Source organism: Solibacillus sp. NPDC093137 (assembly GCF_050280445.1).
Lineage (GTDB): Bacteria > Bacillota > Bacilli > Bacillales_A > Planococcaceae > Solibacillus > Solibacillus isronensis_B.
Genome location: NZ_JBNNVH010000003.1, coordinates 204,747 through 227,103, shown reverse-complemented (window position 1 = coordinate 227,103; position 22,357 = coordinate 204,747). Strand labels below are relative to the sequence as shown.

Here is a 22,357-nt window from a genome sequence, read left to right as displayed (position 1 = left end):
AACTTTCTTGGCAGCTCTTTCAAATTTGAATTAGAAAACTTGTTCTACTTCGACGATACCCGGCACTTCTTCTAGTAGTGCACGTTCGATACCTGCTTTTAATGTGATTGTAGAACTTGGGCAGCTACCGCATGCGCCTAATAAACGCAATTTAACGATACCTTCTTCAATATCTACCAATTCACAGTCTCCGCCGTCACGTAATAAAAACGGACGTAATTTATCTAAAACTTCTTGTACTTGTGCATATTGTTCTGTTTCTGTCATTTTGCTCGACTCCCTTCATTAAAATCATTATAATGTGAAGGAGCAAAAAAATCCATTATTGAATAACGAAAGGTTGGAATTCCTATGTCACAATCACATCCAGTTATAGAAGTTTTCGGCGCTGACATCATCTGTGCCAGCTGTGTAAATGCACCATCTTCCAAAGATACATATGAATGGCTTCAAGCGGCAATTTCACGAAAATATCCGGAACAGCCGTTTACTATCCGCTATATCGATATTGAAGGTGTAATTGATAATGAACGTGATCAAGATTACGCAAATCGTATTCAAGAAGATGAATTTTTCTACCCTTTAGTTCTAGTCAATGATGAAGTAGTTGGTGAAGGCTATGTGCAGATTAAGCCTGTATTTACAGCGCTCGAATCAGCGGGCTTTGTACCAACTGAAGAGTAAATTATAACATAAACAAAAAATTCAATTTTCTCCTTGAGGAAATTGAATTTTTTTGTTTACAGTCAAATTGATTTCCTTTGCAGGGATGTTCAATTTTAATTTTCGTTTTGCTTTTTATAGTACCAAAGCAGACCCGACTTCATAAGGCGTGCAATGCGTCCTGTTACCGTTGTATCAGCTAGATGAACGAAGCCTTGTTTTTTACCAAGGGAGCCCATAAAGCCTTTCATTTTGATCTCTGAAAGCTTTTCTGGAAGTGGCTCGCCTTTCCAGCGCATTTTTAGAACTTTAACGATTCGTTCGCCTTGTTCTTCTGCCAATTGCGCTGTTGGAGGTAAATGAGAAGAAGCACAGTCTCCTACTACAAATACATTTTCATCCCCAACTACATGATAATGATCCGTAATGATCGGGCGATTGAATTTATCCTTTTCAACATCAAGTTCACGAACGATTTTCACAGGCTGTACACCAGCTGTCCATACGATTACGTCAGCTTCAATTACTTCATCATGGTTGTATAAACGGCCTTCTTCAACGCGAGTGATATTTGATTCTGCAATTACATCTACGTTGTGTTTAATAAACCAAGACTTAATATACTCACTTAGCTTTTCCGGGAAATCGCGTAAAATACGGTGTGAGCGGTCAAATAATTTAATTTTTAAATCTGAACGGCTTTCACGTAGTTCACTTGCAAGCTCGATTCCTGAAAGACCTGCACCAATAATGGCAACTGTCGAACCTGGAGCTAATCCGCATACTTTTTCGAATGTTTTACGTGATTTGGCGATTGTTTGAATACTGTATGTGAATTCATCGGCACCCGGCACTCCATGATATTTATCGATACAGCCTAAACCAATAACAAGCTGATCATAAGCAAGCTCTCCGCCGTCACCCAAGTAAATTTTTTTATCTTCACGGTCGATGCGTACTACTTCTCCGTATACGCATTTTAAGCGCTCATGTTCCGGAAATGCAACACGGACTTCCTTATCTGTTGATGTACCTGCAGCAAGTGCATAAAATTCTGTTTTCAAACTATGGAATGGTGTACGGTCTACCAATGTAATTTCTACATCTGCTGGTAAACTTGGTAATAGACGAAGTAAAATTCGCATATTTCCGTATCCGCCACCTAATAATACTAACTTTTGCATAGCATATTCCCTCATATCTGTAAGTAATCAATTATAAAGCTTTTAGGCATCATAATTGTGTTCACAAAGTTTCCATAAGTATTATAACTGTTTGTGATAAGTTTCACAATATGTTAAATGATATTTTGTGAATTTATTCACATAAGTTTTTTATTATTCTATTTTATTTATTTTGTTGCAATTGAAGCATATTCAAACATATGTTGAAAGATATTAAATCGGAGAAATTGACGTTCGCAGCAAAAAAAAGTAGGATTGCTAATAGTGAGGTGACAACATGTTAAATCCATTAGTCGAATTTTGCATCAGCAATTTAGCAAATGGTGCGCAACAAACATATGAACAACTGGAGCAAGATCCTGATATTGATGTATTGGAATATGGCTGCTTAAGCTACTGTACGAAATGTGCCGAAAACTTTTATGCTGTTGTTAACGGGGATATAGTTGAGGCGGACACTCCAGAAGAGCTGACGAAGCGCATTTATAAATATATAGAAGAAAATCCGATGTGGTAAACGTCCCACATCGGATTTTTTCTTTATTTAATAAGTTCCATCAAATTTTCTACACAATACGTAGACAGCTTGGCTTGCTGTTTTACAATTTCAGTAGGAGTAACTCCCGTATTGACATGAATGGTATCACAGCCAAAGTTTATACCACATAAAATATCGGTATCATAGTTGTCCCCGACCATAACCATTTCATTCTTTTCAAAGTGATGCTCTTCAGCAATGATCTCCAGCATAACCGGTGATGGTTTCCCTACGAACGTCGGTGTAACCCCGCAAACATTTGCTACTAATTGAACAAATGACCCATTCCCCGGAGTAAAACCCGTTTCATTCGGAAATTTAATATCACCATTTGTTCCAATTAGCTTCGCGCCATTCTGGACATAGCCACATGCTTTTACAAGTTTCTCATATGAGATTTGACGGTCTATCCCCATTACAAGAACATCGCTCTGTTCATCGGTAATCTCTAATCCTTGCTCGATTAAAGCTGTGCGAATGCCAAGTTCACCGACAACATTCACTTTATTATTTGCACTCATTTTTGCTACATAGGCTGCCGTTGCAAGTGAGCTTGAATAAATATGATCAAGCGGTGCCTCTACGCCAATATCTTGTAAAATTTGCTGAAGTCGTTCACGGGTTTTCGATGAATTGTTCGTTAAATAATACGGTTCAATTCCTTCATCCTGCAATAGGTGGACAAATTTCACGGCAGAATCGATCGCTTCACTCCCCCGATAGATTGTCCCATCCAAATCAAAGCAATACGCTTTATACGGAAACATTATGCCTCATCCTCTGGTAAAAAGGCTGAAACTGGTCCTAATTCATTTGTTAAGTAATCGTGAACTTTTGGAGTGAATTGCTTGAGTATATTTAAGTTTGCAGTTAATACATTTAAAATTTCTTCACTATCTACAGCGATAAATTCACGAACGATCATTTTGCGTAAGCCGACAACCGCTTTTAAGGGTGCATCCATCTCTTCTGTAATCACTTTTTCATCAACGAAAATATCGATAATGTCTTCGTAGCTTCCAGGATCACGCATAATAAAGCCGTCAATCACCAAGTTTCCTACATCCATCATCGCTTCCATTACATTATGGCCGATTCGTTGTAATGCCAGCTTATGAATATCATCTGCCAACCAGTTTTCAGTCGATTCAAAGATCGACAGTAACTCGTCCAAGTGTGCTAAGTTGTTTGTAATTTTATTTCTATCTACGAAGTACATAGATAAAGCCTCCATTCAATCAATAAAAGTTGATAGTGTTTTCCTTTATATAGTACCATATTCTATAGAGATGGAAGGGGTACAAAACAAAATGGAACGATTTTTCTTATATGATGATGTAGAAGATACAAAAACGCGCTTCGTCAGCTTTGCCGGAAAAACTCAGCGCTATGATTTAGCCATATTGCAAAGTAGTCGCTTTTTCGGAAAAGTGCTCGTTCTTGATATCCAGTTTGGCCGTTTTGCCATTATTGGAGCAGATGATGCGGAAGAACCTGGGTATTTAGAACATGTATACAACCGTACAGAAGAAGAAACGGAAGACTTACGTGAATATTTACGTGAACTATTAAGCTAAAAAAAGAGGGGGCGCTATACGGCGCCTCCTCTTTTGTACGTTATTCAGCTGATTCAACCGGCTCTTCTGCCTCAGTTTGTTGTGCAACGATTTGTTCTTTCTTTTGTTCTTGTGCACGGCCTGTTTTTTGAAGTATAAAATAGGCGCATCCAAAATTACAATATTCGTACAAATAGTCTTGAATCGTACTAATTTTTGTATCAAACGTGGATTTTTGATTTTTATCGTCAAAAAATCCTTTTAAACGTAGCTGACCGTAACCCCAGTCCCCTACAATATAATCATATTTCGATAAAATATCTGAGTATCGTGCGATAAATGCATCTTCTTGAAAACCTTCCCGCACATTTTCGATCACTTCATAAGCATACCCATCTGCAATAATCAAACTAGACACCACCTATCTATTTCCATGTTAATGAATATTGAACCTGAAAGCAATATTCACAACAAATTTTGTAGGTAAATATGGTGAAATCAGCTATAGTCCGTCTTTCGGCGAGTATTAAAATGCCCGCATAGATAAGTTAAACGTCTATTTTTCTACAATGTAACACTTGATTGTTTTGCTGCATTCACTTGTTCATCCGCATGATAACTACTGCGTACTAATGGACCTGCTTCACAATGGCTGAAGCCTTTTTCCATAGCGATTTTACGCAGCTTGCCAAACTCGATTGGAGAGTAATATTTTTTTACTGGCAAATGTTTTTTTGTCGGCTGTAAATATTGGCCGATTGTCATAATATCAACATTGTTTGCACGCAGGTCATCCATTACTTCATAGATTTCCTCTAACGTTTCTCCTAAACCAATCATTAAAGAAGATTTTGTCGGTATAGTTGGCTGCATTTCTTTTGCTCTGCGTAAAAACTCCAGTGAACGGTCATATGTCGCTTTTGCCCGAACACGTGGTGTCAGACTGCGTACTGTTTCGATATTATGGTTTAAAATGTCCGGCTTTGCGTCCATTAATATGCGTAAACTTTCTTCACGACCGCTTAAATCAGATGGTAGTACTTCCACAGAAGTTAACGGGCTTTTACGGCGGATTGCACGCACCGTTTCTGCCAATACTTCCGCGCCCCCGTCTTTCAGGTCATCACGCGCTACCATTGTAATAACAACATGCTTTAAATTCATTAACGCAACAGAATCTGCTACGCGCTCTGGTTCAGCCAAGTCCAATTCATTAGGCAAACCTGTTTTAACTGCACAGAAACGACATGCACGCGTACATACAGAACCTAAAATCATCATTGTTGCTGTACGACGCTCACCCCAGCATTCGTGAATATTCGGGCAGCGAGCTTCCTCACATACCGTATGCAAGTTATTGTCCCGCATTAATTTTTTTAGTGCTTTGTATTCGTCATTGGTATTTAGCTTAATTTTTAGCCACTCCGGTTTGCGCAAGTGTTCTTCTCTAGGATTAGTTGGTTTACAAGATGTCATATCATTTACTCCCCTCACTCAAATGCTACGATGTTCTGATGTCAGAGTATCATATTAACAACTTTCCAACAACAGAGTATTCTCATAATTTTAATTTATCATAATTAAGTTACTATTCGTAAGGGATTGGTACTTCGATAGACGGCTGTGCCCCTTCACCTGCACTGTAAATATGCGGCACGGTTCCTCTTACTAGACCAATTGCTATCGGGATTTTCTGCTCGACCGACGCAGATTTACTGGCAAATGGCACGATAATTTGGACATTCACTCCAATGAGTAAATTTACTTCTACAATTGCATTATTTATGCCAAATTCACTTACTGTTGATTCAACATTACTGCTCACATTCCCAATAATATGAAAGCGAATCGGTATTTTCGGCCCTAAATTCCCGATAATCGGAAGGTTTAAAGCCTGCCCTAACGGTACGAAAAATACGATTCCGTCACCGGCTTCCATTTTTCCTACGTCATATTCTACATTTTCCAAATTCGGCAAATGTGATAAATCTCCATTTTCAGCCTGTTCTAAATACTCTTTTACTAATGCTGTTGTTTCTGCCCGTACTTGGTTAATTATTTCCGTATTAAATTTTGTCGTAATCATATCATCTGATTGGGTCGGTAAATCGACGATGACATCATTTACATCAAGCACACTTGATGTTCTGGAATTAATTGCTTTACTCACAACATACGAAGCTACTTTAAATGTTTGGACTTCGGCGTACTGTAAATAGGTTGGCATTAATCTATCGTTAATAACATATATACTAAAACAAACCATACCGACAATACTGACGATAACGATTGTTACGGCATTATGCATTTTGCCTTTTTTCCTGCCATAGGAATTCCACTTTCTTTTACGAAAACGCAAAAAAAATCCTCCTTCCCATAAAATATGAGAAGGAGGATTTTTCTATTCTATATTTTCATCAAAATCTACATCAACTTTTTTAATATCGACTGTCGGGTAATCACTTAAACATATTTCATATGTAGCGTCCAACATCTGACCGTTTTCCTGGAAAATACGTATCCAAGGACGTGTCACATCGACAAGATTTTGCTTTGATACAATTCCACGTCTTCCATCGGACAACAGCACAATTGATCCATTTGCATAATGGACAACACTCCGTTTAAATGCCTGCATCACCTTTGCATCAAACTGCATTCCGTTACCGTTATCTATGATTGCAATCGCTTCTGACGGCAACATTTTCTTCCGGTATATCCGATTTGATGTTAATGCATCAAACACGTCTGCAACAGCGATAATTTTTGCAAACGGATGAATTTCATTGTTAACAAGTCCCCGTGGATAACCGCTTCCATCAATTCGTTCATGATGTTGAAACGCGCAATGTGCTACAAGCAATGACACTGAATGTAAATTGCGTAATAAGTCAAACCCGTAACGGGCATGGTTCTTCATCTCTTCGTATTCTTCATCCGTTAAGTTACTCGGCTTCAATAAAATATCAGGCGAAATAAGCAGCTTGCCCACATCATGTAAAATAGCCCCAATTCCAATTAATCGTATGTCTTCGTAAGAATAGCCCATTTCCTTAGCAATCGCGATTGAATACAATGCTACTTGGAATGAATGCTGGTAAATATATTTGTCATACAAATAAGCATCCGTCAGAACCATTAATACTTCCTCGCTATTAATAATGGCATTCATAATATCATCGACAATAAAGCCAATTACTTTGGACTGTTGATCCAGCACATAGGATGCCTGATCCCGTTTCGCATTTTTCACATTTTCGAACGATTTTGCCATATTTTTTACGGCTTCCATTCTTTTTAACGGTGCAATTGTTTCTTCTATTTCAATTCCGGCTGAGAGTTTGTCATCAATGTATAAATAATGAATATTCAGCTCTCGCAGCCTTTCAATAATTCGGCTTGTTACAACGACATTTTTATGAAGCAGTGGATGACCAGCTTCATTCCAAATAGTTCTGCCGACTGCCATACCTTCTTTCAAAACATTTATCGATATTAATCGCATCTATACTAATTTCTCCATTCTACTATTACGTTCATTATATAATTGGAAAGTGGCTTTTGGGAAATTTACTGAAACTTTTTCATACAATAATTTTTAAAGACATCCCGGATAAATTCCGGTAGCATATATTGCTTTTTTGCATATTTAAAGCTTGGGAAAAAATAACCGAATGTAAACAGATCCAGTGTTGCTAATCGGTAGATCCGATCCGGCTCCATGAGTTTCCCGTTAATATATAACTCACGCTGCTTCGTCATCTCAATACCATAATTCAATATTTTTCCGAATATCACACCCCTAAAACCAAGGCCTTTTAATTCAAGACGCGGCCATTCTTCGTTTTCGGATTGAGTATAAATTTCTTTTAATTCACTGCCGGTTATTTGCACGACACATATATTTATCGGATGGGGAAAAATTTTATGAATATCATATGTAGAAATTAGTCCTTTACGCAACGGTTCGACAAAAATTCCAGCATTGAACATAACACAATCCGCTTCTGTATAATCATACATACACTCTGCAAATAAATCCGATAATTGGGAACGGTGAAACCATTCTTTATTGTAAGGTTTCGTTAATGTGAAAATAGGCTTTTCCAAAATAGCCTTTGCTTCTTTTTGAAGATTGGACAACCACTGTTCTTCTTCTTCGACAGTTGGTAAAAGTGCGTTTTCAAATAATTGATCTGATTTTTCTACTAGTTTTCGGGACAAGTGGTCAAATTCCATCGTTAACTGTCCGGTATACTGCCCAAATTTCCCGCCTCCAGTTAAAAGTACATTGTTTTCCACTTTACCTTTTTCAAACACATGATGTGTGTGCGAACCGAAAATCACATCGATAATCGGGCATTCCTGTGCCAGCAATTCATCTTCGGTAATCCCTAAATGTGATAAACAAACGATTATATCTACCTGCTCTTTTAATTCAAATGCAAGCTTTACAAGCTCTGTACGCGGGTTTGTCACGTCCCACCCAAGCTCCTTATAGAAAAGGTGGAACGGAGCAGTCGCAGCTATTACAGCGATTTTTGTGCCATACTGGGTAGTCAATATTGTGTAAGGTTTCAACCACCGGGGGTTTTCTTCTGATTGTGAATATAGATTTGCAACAACTACTTCGAACTTTGCGTCATCATATAAATGATAGAGCAAATTATAGGAGAGCGTTATGCCTTCATTGTTTCCAATTGTCACAACATCATAATCCGCATCATTCAGCATTTTGATATTACCCTTACCTAGTGTTGCCTCTGTATATAAATTGGAACGGTCCAAATGATCTCCTAAATCGATCAAGAAGCTAGTTTCACCTTTATCGGCCAGTAATTGACGTTGTATTTGAATAAACGACTGACTGCGTTTCCAGTACGTAAAATGACTATGCAAATCATTCGTATGGAATATATGAATTACTTCTCGCACTTTTGCATTGCCACCTCGCTTTACGTTATTCTTCAAAAAGACCTAATTGCTTTGGCGCTAAACCATCAAATTCAAGATCAAGAATTTGCTGCATTCGTTTTGCATTTTTTGCTGCATGCCCTCCAGAATTATTATTAAATAATACGAAGACATGTTTTGATTGGCGTGCCAAAAATTTTACTTCCTCTGCAAGTTTCTGCAGTTCCTCTTCATTATAATCATATAAAAACCGCACTTTGCGCCAGTTTTCCCCATGCCCTATATTTCGCCATCCATGAACATTGCGACCATGAATACGTACGAGCACCTTCTCACTAGTAGCAATTGGTACAAAAGGAGCGGAGCCGCTTCCTGCCTGCGGTTCATCACAAACTGTATGAATCAACTGATTGTCTTTTAAAAATTGCAGTGTCTTCTCTTTCATTTCCGCACTGTACCAAGTTTGGTTTCGAAACTCAATAGCAATAGGATACCCTTGTAATTGTTGCTTTATATAACGGATATATTGAACATTTTTCCCTTGGCAGTCAAACCAAGGAGGAAATTGAACTAGTACCATTGCAAGCTTACCGTGCTTTTTAAATGTATCTGCACAATTTCGAAATGCGTTGAACATATCATTTTTCGTCTCAAATGGCAGTTCATCGCGTAAATGACCTGTCATGCCCTGATAAGCCTTCACGACAAATTGAAAACTATCCGGTGTATCCTTGCACCATTTCTCTACATTTGCCGGTGAAGGAATCGCATAAAAGGACGTATCTAATTCTACGACAGGGAAATGCCCGCTATAATCAAATAATTTATCTTTTGCTGCAGTAACTTCACTATATACTTCCGGGTGATCTCCCCAACCAGTTAAGCCGATTGAAATCATCGTTCTTCACCTCTCTAGCATTGTATAATACCTTACCCTTCTCAATGGTCATTCATTGCAAAACACTACATTTCACATCATAATAATAGAAAAAAGGAGGACAAGTTTATGCATATTTTACAATCAACAGAGGAATTTGAGCAATTTAAAAGCAGTGCAGCCGTTATTTTCGAATTTACAGCGGATTGGTGCGGAGATTGTCGTTTCATTGATCCGTTTATGCCGGAAGTCGTTGAAAAATTTCCGGAATATAAATTCGTTAAAGTAGACCGAGATAAGTTTTTAGATCTATGTATTGATTTAGGAATTATCGGTATTCCTAGTTTTTTAGCTTATGAAAACGGCACGGAGCTTGGACGTTTCGTCAGCAAAGACCGTAAAACACAACAGGAAATCGAAAACTTCATTTCCAACTTAAAATAGAAAAAAGCTTCAAACGCTTAAGTAGTCGTTTGAAGCCATTTTAATATTATTTAATAATACCTTCATGCTCTTCATTTTTCATAATCTTACCGTTCTTCTTTTCCTTTAAAGCCCAAAAAGTGAGTGCTACTGCAACTACAACTACAGCACCAGGAACCCCTAAAGCTACTGGCCAAAATAAGTTTTCCATTTTTGTCGCTCCTTTATATACATTCTAAATCCATTATTCCATCTAATACAATTATTGTAAACGTATACTGTGCGCTTTCTGGAATCTTTCTAGTAAAGTTGTTTATTTCTTCACGAATTCACCACAATTAAATAAAAAAGCACCTGTCTCCAATAAATTGGAGGCAAGTGCCTGGATAAAAATTATCCGATAGAACCTTCCATCTCGAACTTGATTAGACGGTTCATTTCTACTGCGTATTCCATTGGTAATTCTTTTGTGAATGGCTCGATGAAGCCCATTACGATCATTTCTGTCGCTTCTTCTTCAGAAACACCACGGCTCATTAAGTAGAACAATTGCTCTTCAGATACTTTAGAAACTTTCGCTTCGTGCTCTAAAGATACATTATCATTTAAGATTTCGTTATATGGAATTGTATCAGAAGTAGATTCGTTATCCATGATTAATGTGTCACACTCTATGTTCGAACGTGCACCTTTAGCATTTTTACCGAATTTTACTTGACCAAGATACGTAACTTTACCACCTTGCTTAGCAATCGATTTTGAAACGATTGTTGAAGATGTGTTTGGTGCTAAGTGAATCATTTTCGCACCAGCGTGTTGGTGTTGACCTTTACCTGCAATGGCAATTGATAATGTCATACCACGTGCGCCTTCACCTTTAAGGATACAAGCAGGGTATTTCATTGTTAATTTTGAACCGATGTTTCCGTCGATCCATTCCATTGTACCGTTTTCTTCAACAACTGTACGTTTTGTAACAAGGTTATAAACGTTGTTTGCCCAGTTTTGAATCGTTGTATAACGGCAGTAAGCGTTCTTTTTAACGATGATTTCTACTACAGCCGAGTGTAGAGAGTTTGTTGTGTAAACAGGCGCTGTACAACCTTCTACGTAGTGTACAGATGCATCTTCGTCTACGATGATTAGCGTACGTTCGAATTGACCCATGTTTTCAGAGTTAATACGGAAGTATGCTTGTAATGGTGTGTCTAATTTAACGCCTTTAGGCATATAAATAAATGAACCACCAGACCAAACTGCAGAGTTTAATGCTGCGAATTTGTTATCTGTATAAGGGATTACTGTACCCCAGTGTTTTTTGAAGATATCTTCGTTTTCTTTTAATGCTGAGTCAGTATCTTTGAAGATAATCCCTAAATCTGTAAGGTCTTGCTTCATGTTGTGGTAAACTACTTCAGATTCGTACTGAGCAGATACACCTGCAAGATATTTTTGTTCAGCTTCTGGAATACCTAATTTATCAAATGTTGCTTTGATTTCTTCAGGTACTTCATCCCAAGAACGTTCAGTTGCTTCAGATGGTTTTACGTAATACGTAATTTCATCGAAGTTTAATGACGCTAGGTCACCGCCCCATTGAGGCATTGGCATTTCATAGAATTTTTCAAGAGCTTTTAAGCGGTAGTCAAGCATCCACTGTGGCTCTTCCTTCATACTTGAGATTTCACGAACGATATCTTCTGTAAGTCCACGTTCAGAACGGAAAATTGATACGTCCTTATCATGGAAACCATACTTGTAATCGCCGATTTCAGGCATTTTTTTAGCCATGTTGTCTCCTCCGTTCATCTATTGAGAAGTGCTAAAATGTGCATAAACACACTTTAGCCTTACTACTGTTTATTTCTTTTCGTTGTTTACGCCTTTTTCCATCGCTTTCCAAGCTAATGTAGCGCATTTTATACGTGCCGGGAATTTTGCTACACCTTGCAGTGCTTCAACATCCCCAAGGTCGTACTTTTCATCGTCAAAGTCTTCGCCCAGCATCATTTTTGAGAAAATATCAGCCAGTTCCAAAGCTTCGTCCAATTTTTTGCCTTTAACGATTTGAGTCATCATTGATGCTGAAGACATGGAGATTGAACAGCCTTCCCCATCGAACTTCGCATCTTCCACGATATCATCGTTTAGCTTCAATGTTAAATGGATACGATCACCGCAAGTAGGGTTATTCATATCGATTGTCACACTGTTTTCTTCAAGAGACCCTTTGTTACGAGGGTTTTTATAGTGATCCATTATAACGGAACGATAAAGTTGATCTAAATTATTAAAAGACATCGCCAAAATACTCCTTCGCTGAGCGCAATCCTGCAACTAAACGATCAACATCTTCTTCATCATTGTACATGTAGAAGCTTGCTCGAGCTGTTGCTGTTACTTGAAGCCATTTCATTAAAGGTTGGGCGCAATGATGTCCTGCACGGACAGCGATTCCACTCATATCCAATACTGTCGCCACATCATGTGGATGTACGTCATCTAGATTGAATGTAACGAGTCCGCATCGTTTCATCGGGTCACGTGGTCCGAAAATCTGAAGACCATCAATTGTTTCCAATTGATCCATTGCATAACCTACCAACTTATGTTCGTGGGCTGCAATATTGTCTAAACCGATTTCCTCTAAAAAGTCGATTGCAGCACCTAAACCAATTGCACTTGCAATGATCGGTGTACCACCCTCGAATTTCCACGGTAACTCTTTCCATGTTGATTCATTTAAACCTACGAAATCAATCATTTCGCCGCCAAACTCTACTGGTTCCATTTCTTCAAGAAGCGCCTTTTTACCGTATAGTACCCCAATTCCAGTTGGTGCACACATTTTATGTCCTGAAAATGCTGCGAAGTCAACATCCAAATCTTGAATATCGATCTTCATATGCGGTGCTGCCTGAGCTAAATCCGCAACAACTACCGCGCCATTTTCATGGGCAATTTGTGCAACTTCTTTAATTGGATTGATTGTACCTAATACGTTGGAAACATACATCATAGAAACAATTTTCGTTTGTGGCGTAATTGTTTCACGTACTTTTTCCAATGAAATTGTACCGTCTGCTTCAAGGTCGATATATTTCAGTACCGCCCCTTTTTCTTTTGCAAGCTGTTGCCATGGAATAATGTTTGAATGGTGTTCCATGTACGTAATGACAATTTCATCACCTTCTTGTACATTTTGACGACCATAGCCTGAAGCAACTGTATTAAGTGCTGTAGTTGTACCACGAGTAAAAATTACTTCTTGTGTTGAACTAGCATTAATGAATTTACGAACTTTTTCACGCGCACCTTCATAGGAATCCGTTGCACGGTTACCAAGTGTATGAACACCTCGGTGAACGTTTGAGTTATCTAAATTATAGTAATTTGAGATTGCTTCAATAACTTGAATCGGCTTTTGAGATGTAGCCGCACTATCCAAATAAACTAAAGGATGTCCATTGACTTCCTGATTTAAAATTGGAAAATAACTTTTAATATCGTTAGGTATCATTATCGAACTTTCCTTTCGATAACCTCCGTCAGCTGCTTTTTAACGCCTTCGATTGGCAATTTAGCAACAACTGGCGCAAGGAATCCGTGAATTACAAGGCGCTCTGCTTCTGCTTTAGAAATACCACGACTCATTAAGTAGTACAGTTGAGTTGGGTCAACACGTCCAACAGATGCCGCATGTCCTGCTGTTACATCGTCTTCATCAATTAACAGAATTGGGTTAGCGTCTCCGCGTGCACCTTCTGAAAGCATCAGTACGCGAGACTCTTGTTCTGCATTTGCTTTTGTACCACCATGCATAATATGACCGATTCCGTTAAAGATTGACTGTGAAGAATCTTTCATTACACCGTGTTTTAAAATTTGACCGTCGGAATTTTTACCCCATTGACGGATTAATGTTGTGAAGTTAAGTTTTTGATCTCCGCTACCTACAGTTACCATTTTGAAATCTGAAGTAGAGTTATCGCCAATTAAGTTTGTAGTATTTTCATAAATTGTATCTGAGTTTGTCATTAAACCTAATGCCCAGTCAATTTTTGCATCGCGCTCAGCATGTCCACGGCGGTTTACATAAGCAGTATAGCCATGTGCCAAGTTGTCTACTGCACCGAATGTTACTTGTGCATTATCTTTTGCGATTACTTCTGTTACAACGTTTACTTGACCATGTGCTTCATCAAATGTAGAAATATAAGTTTCAACATAAGTAACAGCCGAAGATTCTTCTGCTACTACTAACACGTGGTTGAATAATGAAGCTTCTGTATCGTCATTTAAAAACACAACTTGAAGAGGTGCTTCGATTACAACGTTGCGTGGCACGTATACGAAAATACCACCGTTTACTAGTGCTGCATGGTAAGCAGTTAATTTATGCTCGTCCACTTTTACAGCTGTTGTCATAAAGTATTTTTCTACTAAATCTTTATGATCGCGAACTGCTGTTTGAATATCCATGAAAATTACACCTTTGTTTTTCAGTTCTTCTGAAACTTTAATGAACGCTGGTGTATTGTTGCGTTGGATATAAAGGTTTTCTTGTGTTTCAATATCAACTACTGATTTCACCTCTACAGGCAGCTCTTCCAATGAATTAAATGGAGTGCTTTCTACTGTATGGTTAGGGAAATCAATGAAGTTCCACTTGCTAATGTTCGTTCTGTCTGGTTTTGGTAAGTCAAGCGCAGCAGCTTTTTCCATTGCGCTCACACGGAAATCAGCAAATGTTGCTGGTTCAGCATGTTTTTGCGAGAACGAGCGTACTTCTTCTGCTGATAACGCTAATTTTGTTTCAACCGTCATCTTCGTCGTCCTCCTTAATTATGCTTCTGTTACTTCTTCAGTATCTTCAATGCCTAACTCAGCTTTAATCCATTCATAACCTTCTGCTTCCAAGCGTTGTGCTAATTCAGCACCACCTGATTTTACAACTTTACCTTGCATCATTACGTGAACATGGTCAGGTGTGATGTAGTTTAATAAACGTTGGTAGTGAGTGATCATTAAGCAGCCGAAACCTTCGCCGCGCATTTCGTTAATACCTTTTGAAACTACTTTTAATGCATCGATATCTAAACCAGAGTCGATTTCATCTAAAATACCGAATGTTGGTTTGATCATCATCATTTGTAGAATTTCGTTACGTTTTTTCTCACCGCCAGAGAAACCTTCGTTTAAGTAACGTTGAGACATTTCTTCAGGCATTTCTAAGAATTCCATTGTTTTATCTAATTCACGGATGAATTTCATTAATGAGATTTCTTGTCCTTCTTCACGACGAGCGTTAATTGCTGAACGTAAGAAGTCCGCGTTTGTTACACCAGGAATTTCTGATGGGTATTGCATAGCAAGGAATAAACCTGCTTGGGCACGCTCATCAACTTCCATTTCTAATACATTTTCACCATCAAGGTAGATTTCGCCTGATGTTACTTCATATTTTGGGTGACCCATAATTGCAGAAGCTAATGTCGATTTACCAGTACCGTTAGGACCCATGATCGCATGTACTTCGTTTGTATTGATAGTTAGATTTACACCTTTTAAAATCTCTTTTCCGTCGATTGCAACGTGAAGATCTTTAATTTCTAATGTTGACATTAAATTACCTCCAAATATTCATTTGCATACTTTTTGTACGCCAAATTAAGTTCATTACCAATCTTACCCGAAATGAATGTGGGTTGCAAATAGTTTAGAATGATTTTAATTAAAAAATATCTATCATTCTTGTAAAACACTTTACTGCGGTTTATTTCTACTATTTAAACAGTAATAATTTAGCTTTTCATTTTTTCAATAGCAATCGTTTAATTGAGAATCAATTTCACTTATTCAAATGATTGATTCTATATTTTCTCAAAAATATTTAAAGTTGGATTATAACTTAAAAACGCCATTTTTCTCCGGGAGAAAAATGGCGTTTTTTGCTGTGAGTAAAAATTGATTTCCATTCCAAGACGCTTTCCGCGGGCACGGCCTGAGCCTGTAGTCTCAGGCATCATGCTTTTCCCGCTGGAGTCGCCCTCCATTCCAATCAATTTTATTAAAATATCCGTTCTTACTATCCTATTAACTTTTAACTAACATTTCATTTAAATAATAATGAACACTTGCGGCAACTCCGCGTCCTTCTTTGATTGCCCATACGACAAGGCTTTGCCCTCGGCGTGCGTCACCTGCAGCAAAAACGCCCGGAATATTTGTTTCGTAGTCTTTAACCGATGCACGGATACGGTTATTCGTTAGTTCTACTCCGAAATGTTCTGGTGTTTCTTTTTCAGCACCTTCAAAGCCGATTGCAACAAATACATGCTGTGCCGGCCATACTTTCTCAGTACCATGCAACTCTTTAAAGTAGTGGAAGCCATCCTCGCCTAGAATTTTTTCCATTTGGATAGTATGAAGCGCTTTTACATTACCCTTACTATCTTTCTCTATTTTCGTAGTTTGAATACAATATTCTCGCGGATCACGACCAAATTTTGCATCAGCTTCGGCATAAGCATAATCCATTGTATAAATGTTCGGATCTTTTGGCCACATTGTTTCATCTGTACGTGTTGTGGCTTGTTGCGGATGTTTCCCAAATTGGTAGACAGATCGGCATTTTTGGCGGAGTGCTGTTGCTACACAGTCAGCACCTGTATCCCCGCCGCCAATTACGATGACATCCTTCCCTTCCACATTTAACGCCTGATTATCCGCAAAGTCTGAATCCAGCAGGCTTTTCGTAACATCCGTTAAATAGTCCATCGCTAAATGAATATTGCCTGCATCGCTTCCTTCTAAATGAAGAATTCTTTGTTTTTGTGCTCCTGTACATAAAATTACAGCATCGAAATCAGCTTGTAATTGCTCCTTCGTTATATCTTTTCCGATTTCCTTGTTTGCAACGAAATCGATTCCTTCCACTGAGAGTAAATGAATTCGACGTTCAATCACATCTTTTTCAAGCTTCATATTCGGGATTCCGTACATTAATAACCCGCCAAATCTATCGGAACGTTCGAACACCGTCACGGAATGACCTAGTTGGTTCAGTTGGTCTGCTGCCGCTAAACCTGCAGGACCCGAGCCGACAATCGCCACTTTAAAGCCCGTACGCGATGCAGGGATACGTGGTGTAATCCAGCCATTTTCAAATCCTTTATCAATGATCGTACGTTCAATCGATTTAATCGCGACAGCCGGATCCGTAATGGCAAGTGTGCACGACCCTTCACATGGAGCAGGACAGACACGGCCAGTAAATTCAGGGAAATTATTCGTCATGTGCAAACGTTCCAACGCTTCCTGCCATTTCCCTTTATATACTAAGTCATTCCATTCAGGGATGACATTTTGAATCGGACACCCTGCTGCAGTACCGCGAATTTCAATTCCCATATGACAAAATGGCGTTCCACAATCCATACAGCGCGCACCTTGTGTCTGTAATTTTTCATCAGATAGCCTGCTTGTATATTCACCCCAATTTGAAAGACGCTCTAGTGGTCGTTGCTCCTGAACTTTCTCCCGTTTAAATTCCATAAAACCCGTTGCTTTTCCCATGCTAGAAACCCCCTCTTATTTTGTGCTCACAAGCTTCTTCTGACTAGTCGTCACTTCCGTAAATGCCTGCATTGCTGCATCGTCTTTTGTAGAACCGGTTGCAGTGTAATTGTTTATTTTATCTACCATTATTTTATAATCCGTTGGTACAACTTTAACGAACTTCGGAACGAACTGCTCCCACTTCGCTAACACATCCAATGCGTAGGAACTATCCGTTTCTTCAAAATGCTGAATAATTAATTGTCGAACAGATTCTATCTCCGCTTTGTCTGTCAGTTTTTCAAAATGGATCATTTCCATATTGCATTGTGATTTGAACTTTTCCTCTTCACTCGGCAGAATATAGCCGATTCCTCCAGACATTCCGGCACCAAAGTTTTGACCGACATCCCCTAATATAACGATCTTACCGCCAGTCATATACTCACAGCCGTGATCTCCAATTCCTTCAACAACGATTTCAGCACCTGAATTACGAACACCGAATCGATGCCCTGCACGCCCGTTAATAAAGGCTTTACCACTCGTTGCCCCGTATAAACAAACATTTCCGGCGATGACGTTTTTCTCCTGTTCGCCTTTAATCGGTGCGATGGCTGTCACTTTTCCCCCTGACAAACCTTTACCGAAGTAATCATTAACATCTCCGACTACACGCATCGACATTCCTCTAGGGATAAATGCGCCGAAGCTTTGACCAGCATGGCCTGTAAACGTTAAGTTGATTGTATTATCAGGTAATCCTGCTTCCCCGTATTTGCGGGAAATTTCACTGCCGACAATTGTTCCCATTACACGGTCTGTATTTTTAATCGGGTAGTTTAATTCAATTCGTTCATTTCCTTCTATTGCCTTTGAAACTTGCGGCAATAACTCGCGTAAATCAAAGCTTCCCTCTATATTATGGTTTTGCTGATGATGCTTCGTGCGTGTTCCTTGGATTTGGTGAAGCAGTGCCGTTAAATCAAGCTGGCTTGCTTTCCAATGTTTTGCCGTGCGATCTGAAATTTGCAGTACATCTGTACGACCGACCATCTCTTCCACAGTACGGAATCCTAAAATACTCATATATTCACGCATTTCTTCCGCAACAAAACGCATATAATTGACAACATGATCAGCTGAACCCATAAATTTAGCACGGAGTTCCGGATTTTGTGTTGCTACACCTACCGGACAAGTATCCAAATGACAGGCACGCATCATGACACAACCTAAAACGATTAACGGTGCTGTCGCAAAACCAAATTCCTCTGCTCCTAAAAGTGCTGCCATTACGACATCTTTCCCCGTCATGAGCTTGCCGTCCGTTTCCAGTGTCACTCGGTCGCGCAGTCCATTGAGCATCAATGTTTGGTGCGCTTCCGCTAAACCGAGCTCCCACGGTAAGCCTGTATGCTTAATCGATGTTTTCGGCGATGCCCCTGTACCGCCATCATAGCCTGAAATGACGATGACATCTGCCGCCCCTTTAGCAACACCTGCAGCAATTGTACCAACACCCGCTTTAGCTACGAGCTTTACAGAAATTCTTGCATGACGGTTTGCATTTTTTAAATCGTGAATTAACTGTGCCATATCCTCGATTGAGTAAATATCGTGATGCGGCGGCGGTGAAATTAACCCTACCCCAGGAGTAGAACCACGTACATCCGCTACCCATGGATATACTTTATTGCCTGGCAACTGGCCGCCTTCTCCCGGTTTGGCTCCTTGCGCCATTTTAATTTGCAGTTCATCGGCATTTACTAAATAATGCGATTTCACCCCAAAACGTCCTGATGCAATTTGTTTAATTGCACTGCGCTTGTTGTCACCATTAGGCTCGATTGTAAAACGGGCCGGATCTTCCCCACCCTCACCAGAGTTCGAACGTGCACCTAGACGGTTCATCGCTACCGCTAATGTTTCGTGCGCTTCTTTCGATAACGAACCAAACGACATAGCCCCTGATTTAAAACGTTTCACGATGGAATCCACTGACTCGATTTCTTCCATCGGGATTCGGCGTTCATTCTTTTTAAAGTCGAATAAATTACGTAAAAATCCGATTCGTTCTTCATTGGCCATTTCCGCATACATCCGGTACAAACCAAAATCATTTTTACGTGTAGCCCACTGGAGTGTATGGATTGTTTTCGGATTGAACGCATGATGCTCTCCATCTGCACGCCATTGAAAATCTGAACCTGAGTGCAATTGTTCTGACATTGATTGCATTGCTTCCTCATGGCGGCGTCTCGCTTCTTCACCGATTGTTTTTAAGTCGATCCCGTCAATTTGAGAAGCCGTACCTGTAAAGTATTCGTCAATCACTTCTTTTGAAATTCCGACTGCCTCAAACACTTGGGCACCACGATAAGATTGAACTGTTGAAATTCCCATCTTCGACATCACTTTAACGACACCATCTGCTGCTCCCTTTCGGAATTTTTGAACTGCTTTTTCAAACGGTACAGATAGATGACCCTTTTCAATTGCCTCATCAATCGTTGCATATGCTAAGTACGGGTGAATGGCATCAACACCGAAGCCGATTAGTGCAACAAAATGATGAACTTCCCGAACTTCCGCACTGCTAACGATAATGCTGGCCTTCGTACGTAAACCGATTCGCACTAAATATTGATGGATTGTACTTGCTGCCAGAAGAACAGGCATCGTTAACTGCTTAGCGTCATCCATATAGTCAGACAGTACAATAATTGTCTTGCCGCCAAAAATAGCCGCTTCCGCTTCCGTTTTGATTCGGTTAAGTTCACTTTCTAAATTTTCCGTAAATTTAAGCGAGATTTCCGCTACTTCAAAATGTTCTTCGTTATTATTTACGATTTGCTCATATTCTGCAGTCGTTAATACCGGTGTTTTCAGCAGGAGGCGACGTGCATTTTGCGCATTCGGCTGTAATAAATCACCTTCCGCTCCAAGCAATGTCATTGTCGATGTCACGACATGTTCCCGAATGGAATCAATCGGCGGGTTTGTCACTTGTGCAAATAGCTGCTTAAAGTAATTAAATAATGATTGCGGTCTATCTGACAGAACAGCTAATGGTGTATCATTCCCCATCGAACCAAGCGGATCTTTTCCGTCATTTGCAAGAGGTACAATATATTTTTGTACATCCTCAAATGTGTAACCGTGAATTTTCTGGCGTAATGTCAGATCATTTATTTCAGGTAACTGCTCTTCCTTCACTTCGAGTTTGATCATATTTTCTTCCAGCCATGCTGCATAAGGTTTTTCTGCTGCTACTTCGGATTTCAGCTCCGCATCCGAAATAATTTTTCCTTGTTCTAAATCAATTAACAGCATGCGGCTTGGGCTTAATCGGTCTTTGTAAAGAATGTCTTCCTCAGCGTAATCGACTACCCCAGTTTCAGACGAGAAAATAACATGATCGTCTTTTGTCACATAAAGTCTTCCTGGCCGCAAACCGTTACGGTCCAGAATTGCCCCGATCTGTTTACCGTCCGTGAAACAAATAGCAGTCGGTCCATCCCATGGCTCCATTAAGCTTGCATGAAATTGATAAAACGCTTTACGATCTTCATTAATGCGCGGGTTTTCTGTCCATGGCTCCGGAATCATCATCATCGCCGTCTCTGCAGGTGAACGTCCAGCTAATACAAAAAATTCAAAGGCGTTATCAAGCATCGAGGAATCTGAACCCGTTGTATCAATAATCGGTAATAACTTTTCAAGGTCATCCCCAAACGCTTCAGATACGAACTGTTGCTCACGTGCACGCATCCAGTTAATATTGCCGCGCAATGTGTTAATCTCCCCATTATGGATAATATAGCGGTTCGGATGGGCCCGTTTCCATGATGGGAATGTATTCGTTGAGTAACGTGAATGCACGAGTGCCAATGCGGATACAAAGTTTTCGTCCTGCAGATCCACATAAAATTCACTAACCTCTTCTGGTGAAAGCAAACCTTTAAAAACAATTGTCTGACTAGAAAGACTTGGAATATACAATTCGAATTGTTGCTCCGTAGCCCAATGTTCGAGCTGTTTGCGGATGACATACAATTTTCGTTCGAACGCCTTATTGTCGTTTTCGTTTGAACGAATAAATACTTGGCGAACTACCGGTGCAGTCGATTTAGCAATCTCACTTAAGTTTTCCTTATTTGTCGGAGCAGTTCTCCAACCAATCAGTTGCTGATTTTCCTGTTTAATTAATTCGTTCATCTTTTGTTCAATTTTTAGGCGTTCGTTTTCATTCTCTGTGAAAAAAATTTGGCCAACACCATATTCACCCATTTCAGGTAAATTAAGATCCGTACAGTTTTTTTGAAAGAAAGCATGTGGGATTTGAACTAACAGCCCTGCCCCATCACCTGTCTTGCCGTCCCCGCCGCGTCCTGCACGGTGTTCTAAGCGACATAACATTTCCAATCCTTTTTCTACAATCTGATGTGAAGGTATTCCTTTTATATTTGCATACATGCCGATTCCGCATGCGTCATGTTCAAATTCAGGATTATATAACCCTTGTGCTTCTGGTAACTGATGAAAACTCATATTCATTCCCCCTCATTCTTTCAATCCCGTATTTACATTTTAAAGTTTTCGAAATAATATAAACAATATATAGTTTGGATATAAACAA

21 protein-coding genes and 1 pseudogene are annotated in these 22,357 nt (G+C 39.4%); 4 read left to right on the top strand and 18 right to left on the bottom strand.

Annotated elements, in window-relative coordinates:
* Nucleotides 1–30 precede the first annotated feature (30 nt).
* A pseudogene (locus tag ACQKN3_RS14080) lies at nucleotides 31–395 on the bottom strand (NifU family protein).
* Here ACQKN3_RS14080 and ACQKN3_RS14075 point away from each other — a divergent pair.
* On the top strand, nucleotides 352–684 hold the full coding sequence (locus tag ACQKN3_RS14075) for a YuzD family protein (protein ID WP_008409039.1): 333 nt from the start codon (nucleotides 352–354) through the stop codon (nucleotides 682–684). The pseudogene ACQKN3_RS14080 and the gene ACQKN3_RS14075 sit on opposite strands and share 44 nt — an antisense overlap.
* A 95-nt stretch (nucleotides 685–779) precedes the next feature.
* Here the strand turns inward: ACQKN3_RS14075 and ACQKN3_RS14070 are convergent, their stop codons facing one another.
* Nucleotides 780–1,847 carry an NAD(P)/FAD-dependent oxidoreductase gene (locus tag ACQKN3_RS14070; RefSeq protein ID WP_251690076.1) on the bottom strand — a complete coding sequence of 356 codons (1,068 nt, stop codon included), beginning with the start codon at nucleotides 1,845–1,847 and terminating at the stop codon, nucleotides 780–782.
* 277 nt (nucleotides 1,848–2,124) lie between these two features.
* On the opposite strand from ACQKN3_RS14070, the gene ACQKN3_RS14065 reads away from it, so the two are divergent.
* Nucleotides 2,125–2,364 carry a YuzB family protein gene (locus ACQKN3_RS14065; protein WP_079524177.1) on the top strand — a complete coding sequence of 80 codons (240 nt, stop codon included), beginning with the start codon at nucleotides 2,125–2,127 and terminating at the stop codon, nucleotides 2,362–2,364.
* Nucleotides 2,365–2,387: 23 nt separating this feature from the next.
* Here ACQKN3_RS14065 and ACQKN3_RS14060 read toward each other — a convergent pair whose 3' ends face one another.
* Together ACQKN3_RS14060 and ACQKN3_RS14055 are read right to left on the bottom strand one after the other, a co-directional pair.
* Nucleotides 2,388–3,152, bottom strand: coding sequence for a TIGR01457 family HAD-type hydrolase (locus tag ACQKN3_RS14060; RefSeq protein ID WP_427712408.1), 765 nt, complete (start codon nucleotides 3,150–3,152; stop codon nucleotides 2,388–2,390).
* Nucleotides 3,152–3,604, bottom strand: a complete 453-nt coding sequence (locus tag ACQKN3_RS14055; protein WP_251690078.1) for a DUF86 domain-containing protein — start codon at nucleotides 3,602–3,604, stop codon at nucleotides 3,152–3,154. Before ACQKN3_RS14055 ends, ACQKN3_RS14060 begins: the two co-directional genes overlap by 1 nt.
* A gap of 91 nt (nucleotides 3,605–3,695) precedes the next feature.
* On the opposite strand from ACQKN3_RS14055, the gene ACQKN3_RS14050 reads away from it, so the two are divergent.
* On the top strand, nucleotides 3,696–3,962 hold the full coding sequence (locus tag ACQKN3_RS14050; protein WP_427712403.1) for a DUF3055 domain-containing protein: 267 nt from the start codon (nucleotides 3,696–3,698) through the stop codon (nucleotides 3,960–3,962).
* 40 nt (nucleotides 3,963–4,002) lie between these two features.
* Here ACQKN3_RS14050 and ACQKN3_RS14045 read toward each other — a convergent pair whose 3' ends face one another.
* The 6 genes from ACQKN3_RS14045 to ACQKN3_RS14020 all read right to left on the bottom strand — a co-directional run bounded on the left by ACQKN3_RS14045 (nucleotide 4,003) and on the right by ACQKN3_RS14020 (nucleotide 9,753).
* On the bottom strand, nucleotides 4,003–4,350 hold the full coding sequence (locus ACQKN3_RS14045; protein WP_340732945.1) for a YutD family protein: 348 nt from the start codon (nucleotides 4,348–4,350) through the stop codon (nucleotides 4,003–4,005).
* A gap of 155 nt (nucleotides 4,351–4,505) precedes the next feature.
* Nucleotides 4,506–5,417: a lipoyl synthase gene (gene lipA, locus ACQKN3_RS14040; RefSeq protein ID WP_008408659.1), complete on the bottom strand. Its 912-nt coding sequence runs from the start codon at nucleotides 5,415–5,417 to the stop codon at nucleotides 4,506–4,508.
* Nucleotides 5,418–5,529: 112 nt separating this feature from the next.
* Nucleotides 5,530–6,300 carry a sporulation protein YunB gene (yunB, locus tag ACQKN3_RS14035; protein ID WP_251690080.1) on the bottom strand — a complete coding sequence of 257 codons (771 nt, stop codon included), beginning with the start codon at nucleotides 6,298–6,300 and terminating at the stop codon, nucleotides 5,530–5,532.
* Nucleotides 6,301–6,342: 42 nt separating this feature from the next.
* Nucleotides 6,343–7,446: an HD-GYP domain-containing protein gene (locus tag ACQKN3_RS14030; protein ID WP_427712400.1), complete on the bottom strand. Its 1,104-nt coding sequence runs from the start codon at nucleotides 7,444–7,446 to the stop codon at nucleotides 6,343–6,345.
* A 65-nt stretch (nucleotides 7,447–7,511) separates the two neighbouring features.
* Nucleotides 7,512–8,876: a bifunctional metallophosphatase/5'-nucleotidase gene (locus tag ACQKN3_RS14025; RefSeq protein WP_427712397.1), complete on the bottom strand. Its 1,365-nt coding sequence runs from the start codon at nucleotides 8,874–8,876 to the stop codon at nucleotides 7,512–7,514.
* A gap of 25 nt (nucleotides 8,877–8,901) precedes the next feature.
* The gene (locus ACQKN3_RS14020; protein WP_427712395.1) at nucleotides 8,902–9,753 is read right to left on the bottom strand and encodes a DUF72 domain-containing protein; all 852 of its coding nucleotides are present in this window, start codon (nucleotides 9,751–9,753) and stop codon (nucleotides 8,902–8,904) included.
* 69 nt (nucleotides 9,754–9,822) lie between these two features.
* Here ACQKN3_RS14020 and ACQKN3_RS14015 point away from each other — a divergent pair, with 69 nt between their 5' ends.
* On the top strand, nucleotides 9,823–10,176 hold the full coding sequence (locus tag ACQKN3_RS14015) for a thioredoxin family protein (RefSeq protein ID WP_427712443.1): 354 nt from the start codon (nucleotides 9,823–9,825) through the stop codon (nucleotides 10,174–10,176).
* A gap of 46 nt (nucleotides 10,177–10,222) precedes the next feature.
* Here ACQKN3_RS14015 and ACQKN3_RS14010 read toward each other — a convergent pair whose 3' ends face one another.
* From ACQKN3_RS14010 to gltB, 8 genes are all read right to left on the bottom strand, one after another.
* Nucleotides 10,223–10,366, bottom strand: a complete 144-nt coding sequence (locus ACQKN3_RS14010) for a hypothetical protein (RefSeq protein ID WP_251690084.1) — start codon at nucleotides 10,364–10,366, stop codon at nucleotides 10,223–10,225.
* A 182-nt stretch (nucleotides 10,367–10,548) separates the two neighbouring features.
* Nucleotides 10,549–11,946: a Fe-S cluster assembly protein SufB gene (gene sufB / locus ACQKN3_RS14005; protein ID WP_251690085.1), complete on the bottom strand. Its 1,398-nt coding sequence runs from the start codon at nucleotides 11,944–11,946 to the stop codon at nucleotides 10,549–10,551.
* A 69-nt stretch (nucleotides 11,947–12,015) separates the two neighbouring features.
* Complete coding sequence (gene sufU / locus ACQKN3_RS14000) at nucleotides 12,016–12,456, bottom strand: Fe-S cluster assembly sulfur transfer protein SufU (protein ID WP_251690086.1); 441 nt, start codon at nucleotides 12,454–12,456, stop codon at nucleotides 12,016–12,018.
* Nucleotides 12,446–13,675, bottom strand: a complete 1,230-nt coding sequence (locus tag ACQKN3_RS13995; RefSeq protein ID WP_251690087.1) for a cysteine desulfurase — start codon at nucleotides 13,673–13,675, stop codon at nucleotides 12,446–12,448. Before ACQKN3_RS13995 ends, sufU begins: the two co-directional genes overlap by 11 nt.
* Nucleotides 13,675–14,982, bottom strand: a complete 1,308-nt coding sequence (gene sufD / locus ACQKN3_RS13990; RefSeq protein WP_427712390.1) for a Fe-S cluster assembly protein SufD — start codon at nucleotides 14,980–14,982, stop codon at nucleotides 13,675–13,677. The genes ACQKN3_RS13995 and sufD overlap by 1 nt, the downstream gene beginning before the upstream one ends.
* Nucleotides 14,983–15,000: 18 nt before the next feature.
* Nucleotides 15,001–15,780, bottom strand: coding sequence for a Fe-S cluster assembly ATPase SufC (gene sufC, locus ACQKN3_RS13985; RefSeq protein WP_251690089.1), 780 nt, complete (start codon nucleotides 15,778–15,780; stop codon nucleotides 15,001–15,003).
* A 471-nt stretch (nucleotides 15,781–16,251) separates the two neighbouring features.
* Complete coding sequence (gene gltD / locus ACQKN3_RS13980; protein ID WP_427712388.1) at nucleotides 16,252–17,733, bottom strand: glutamate synthase small subunit; 1,482 nt, start codon at nucleotides 17,731–17,733, stop codon at nucleotides 16,252–16,254.
* Nucleotides 17,734–17,748: 15 nt separating this feature from the next.
* Entirely contained in the window at nucleotides 17,749–22,269 is a 4,521-nt protein-coding gene (gene gltB / locus ACQKN3_RS13975; protein ID WP_427712385.1) for a glutamate synthase large subunit, read from the bottom strand.
* Between the last annotated feature and the right edge of the window lie 88 nt (nucleotides 22,270–22,357).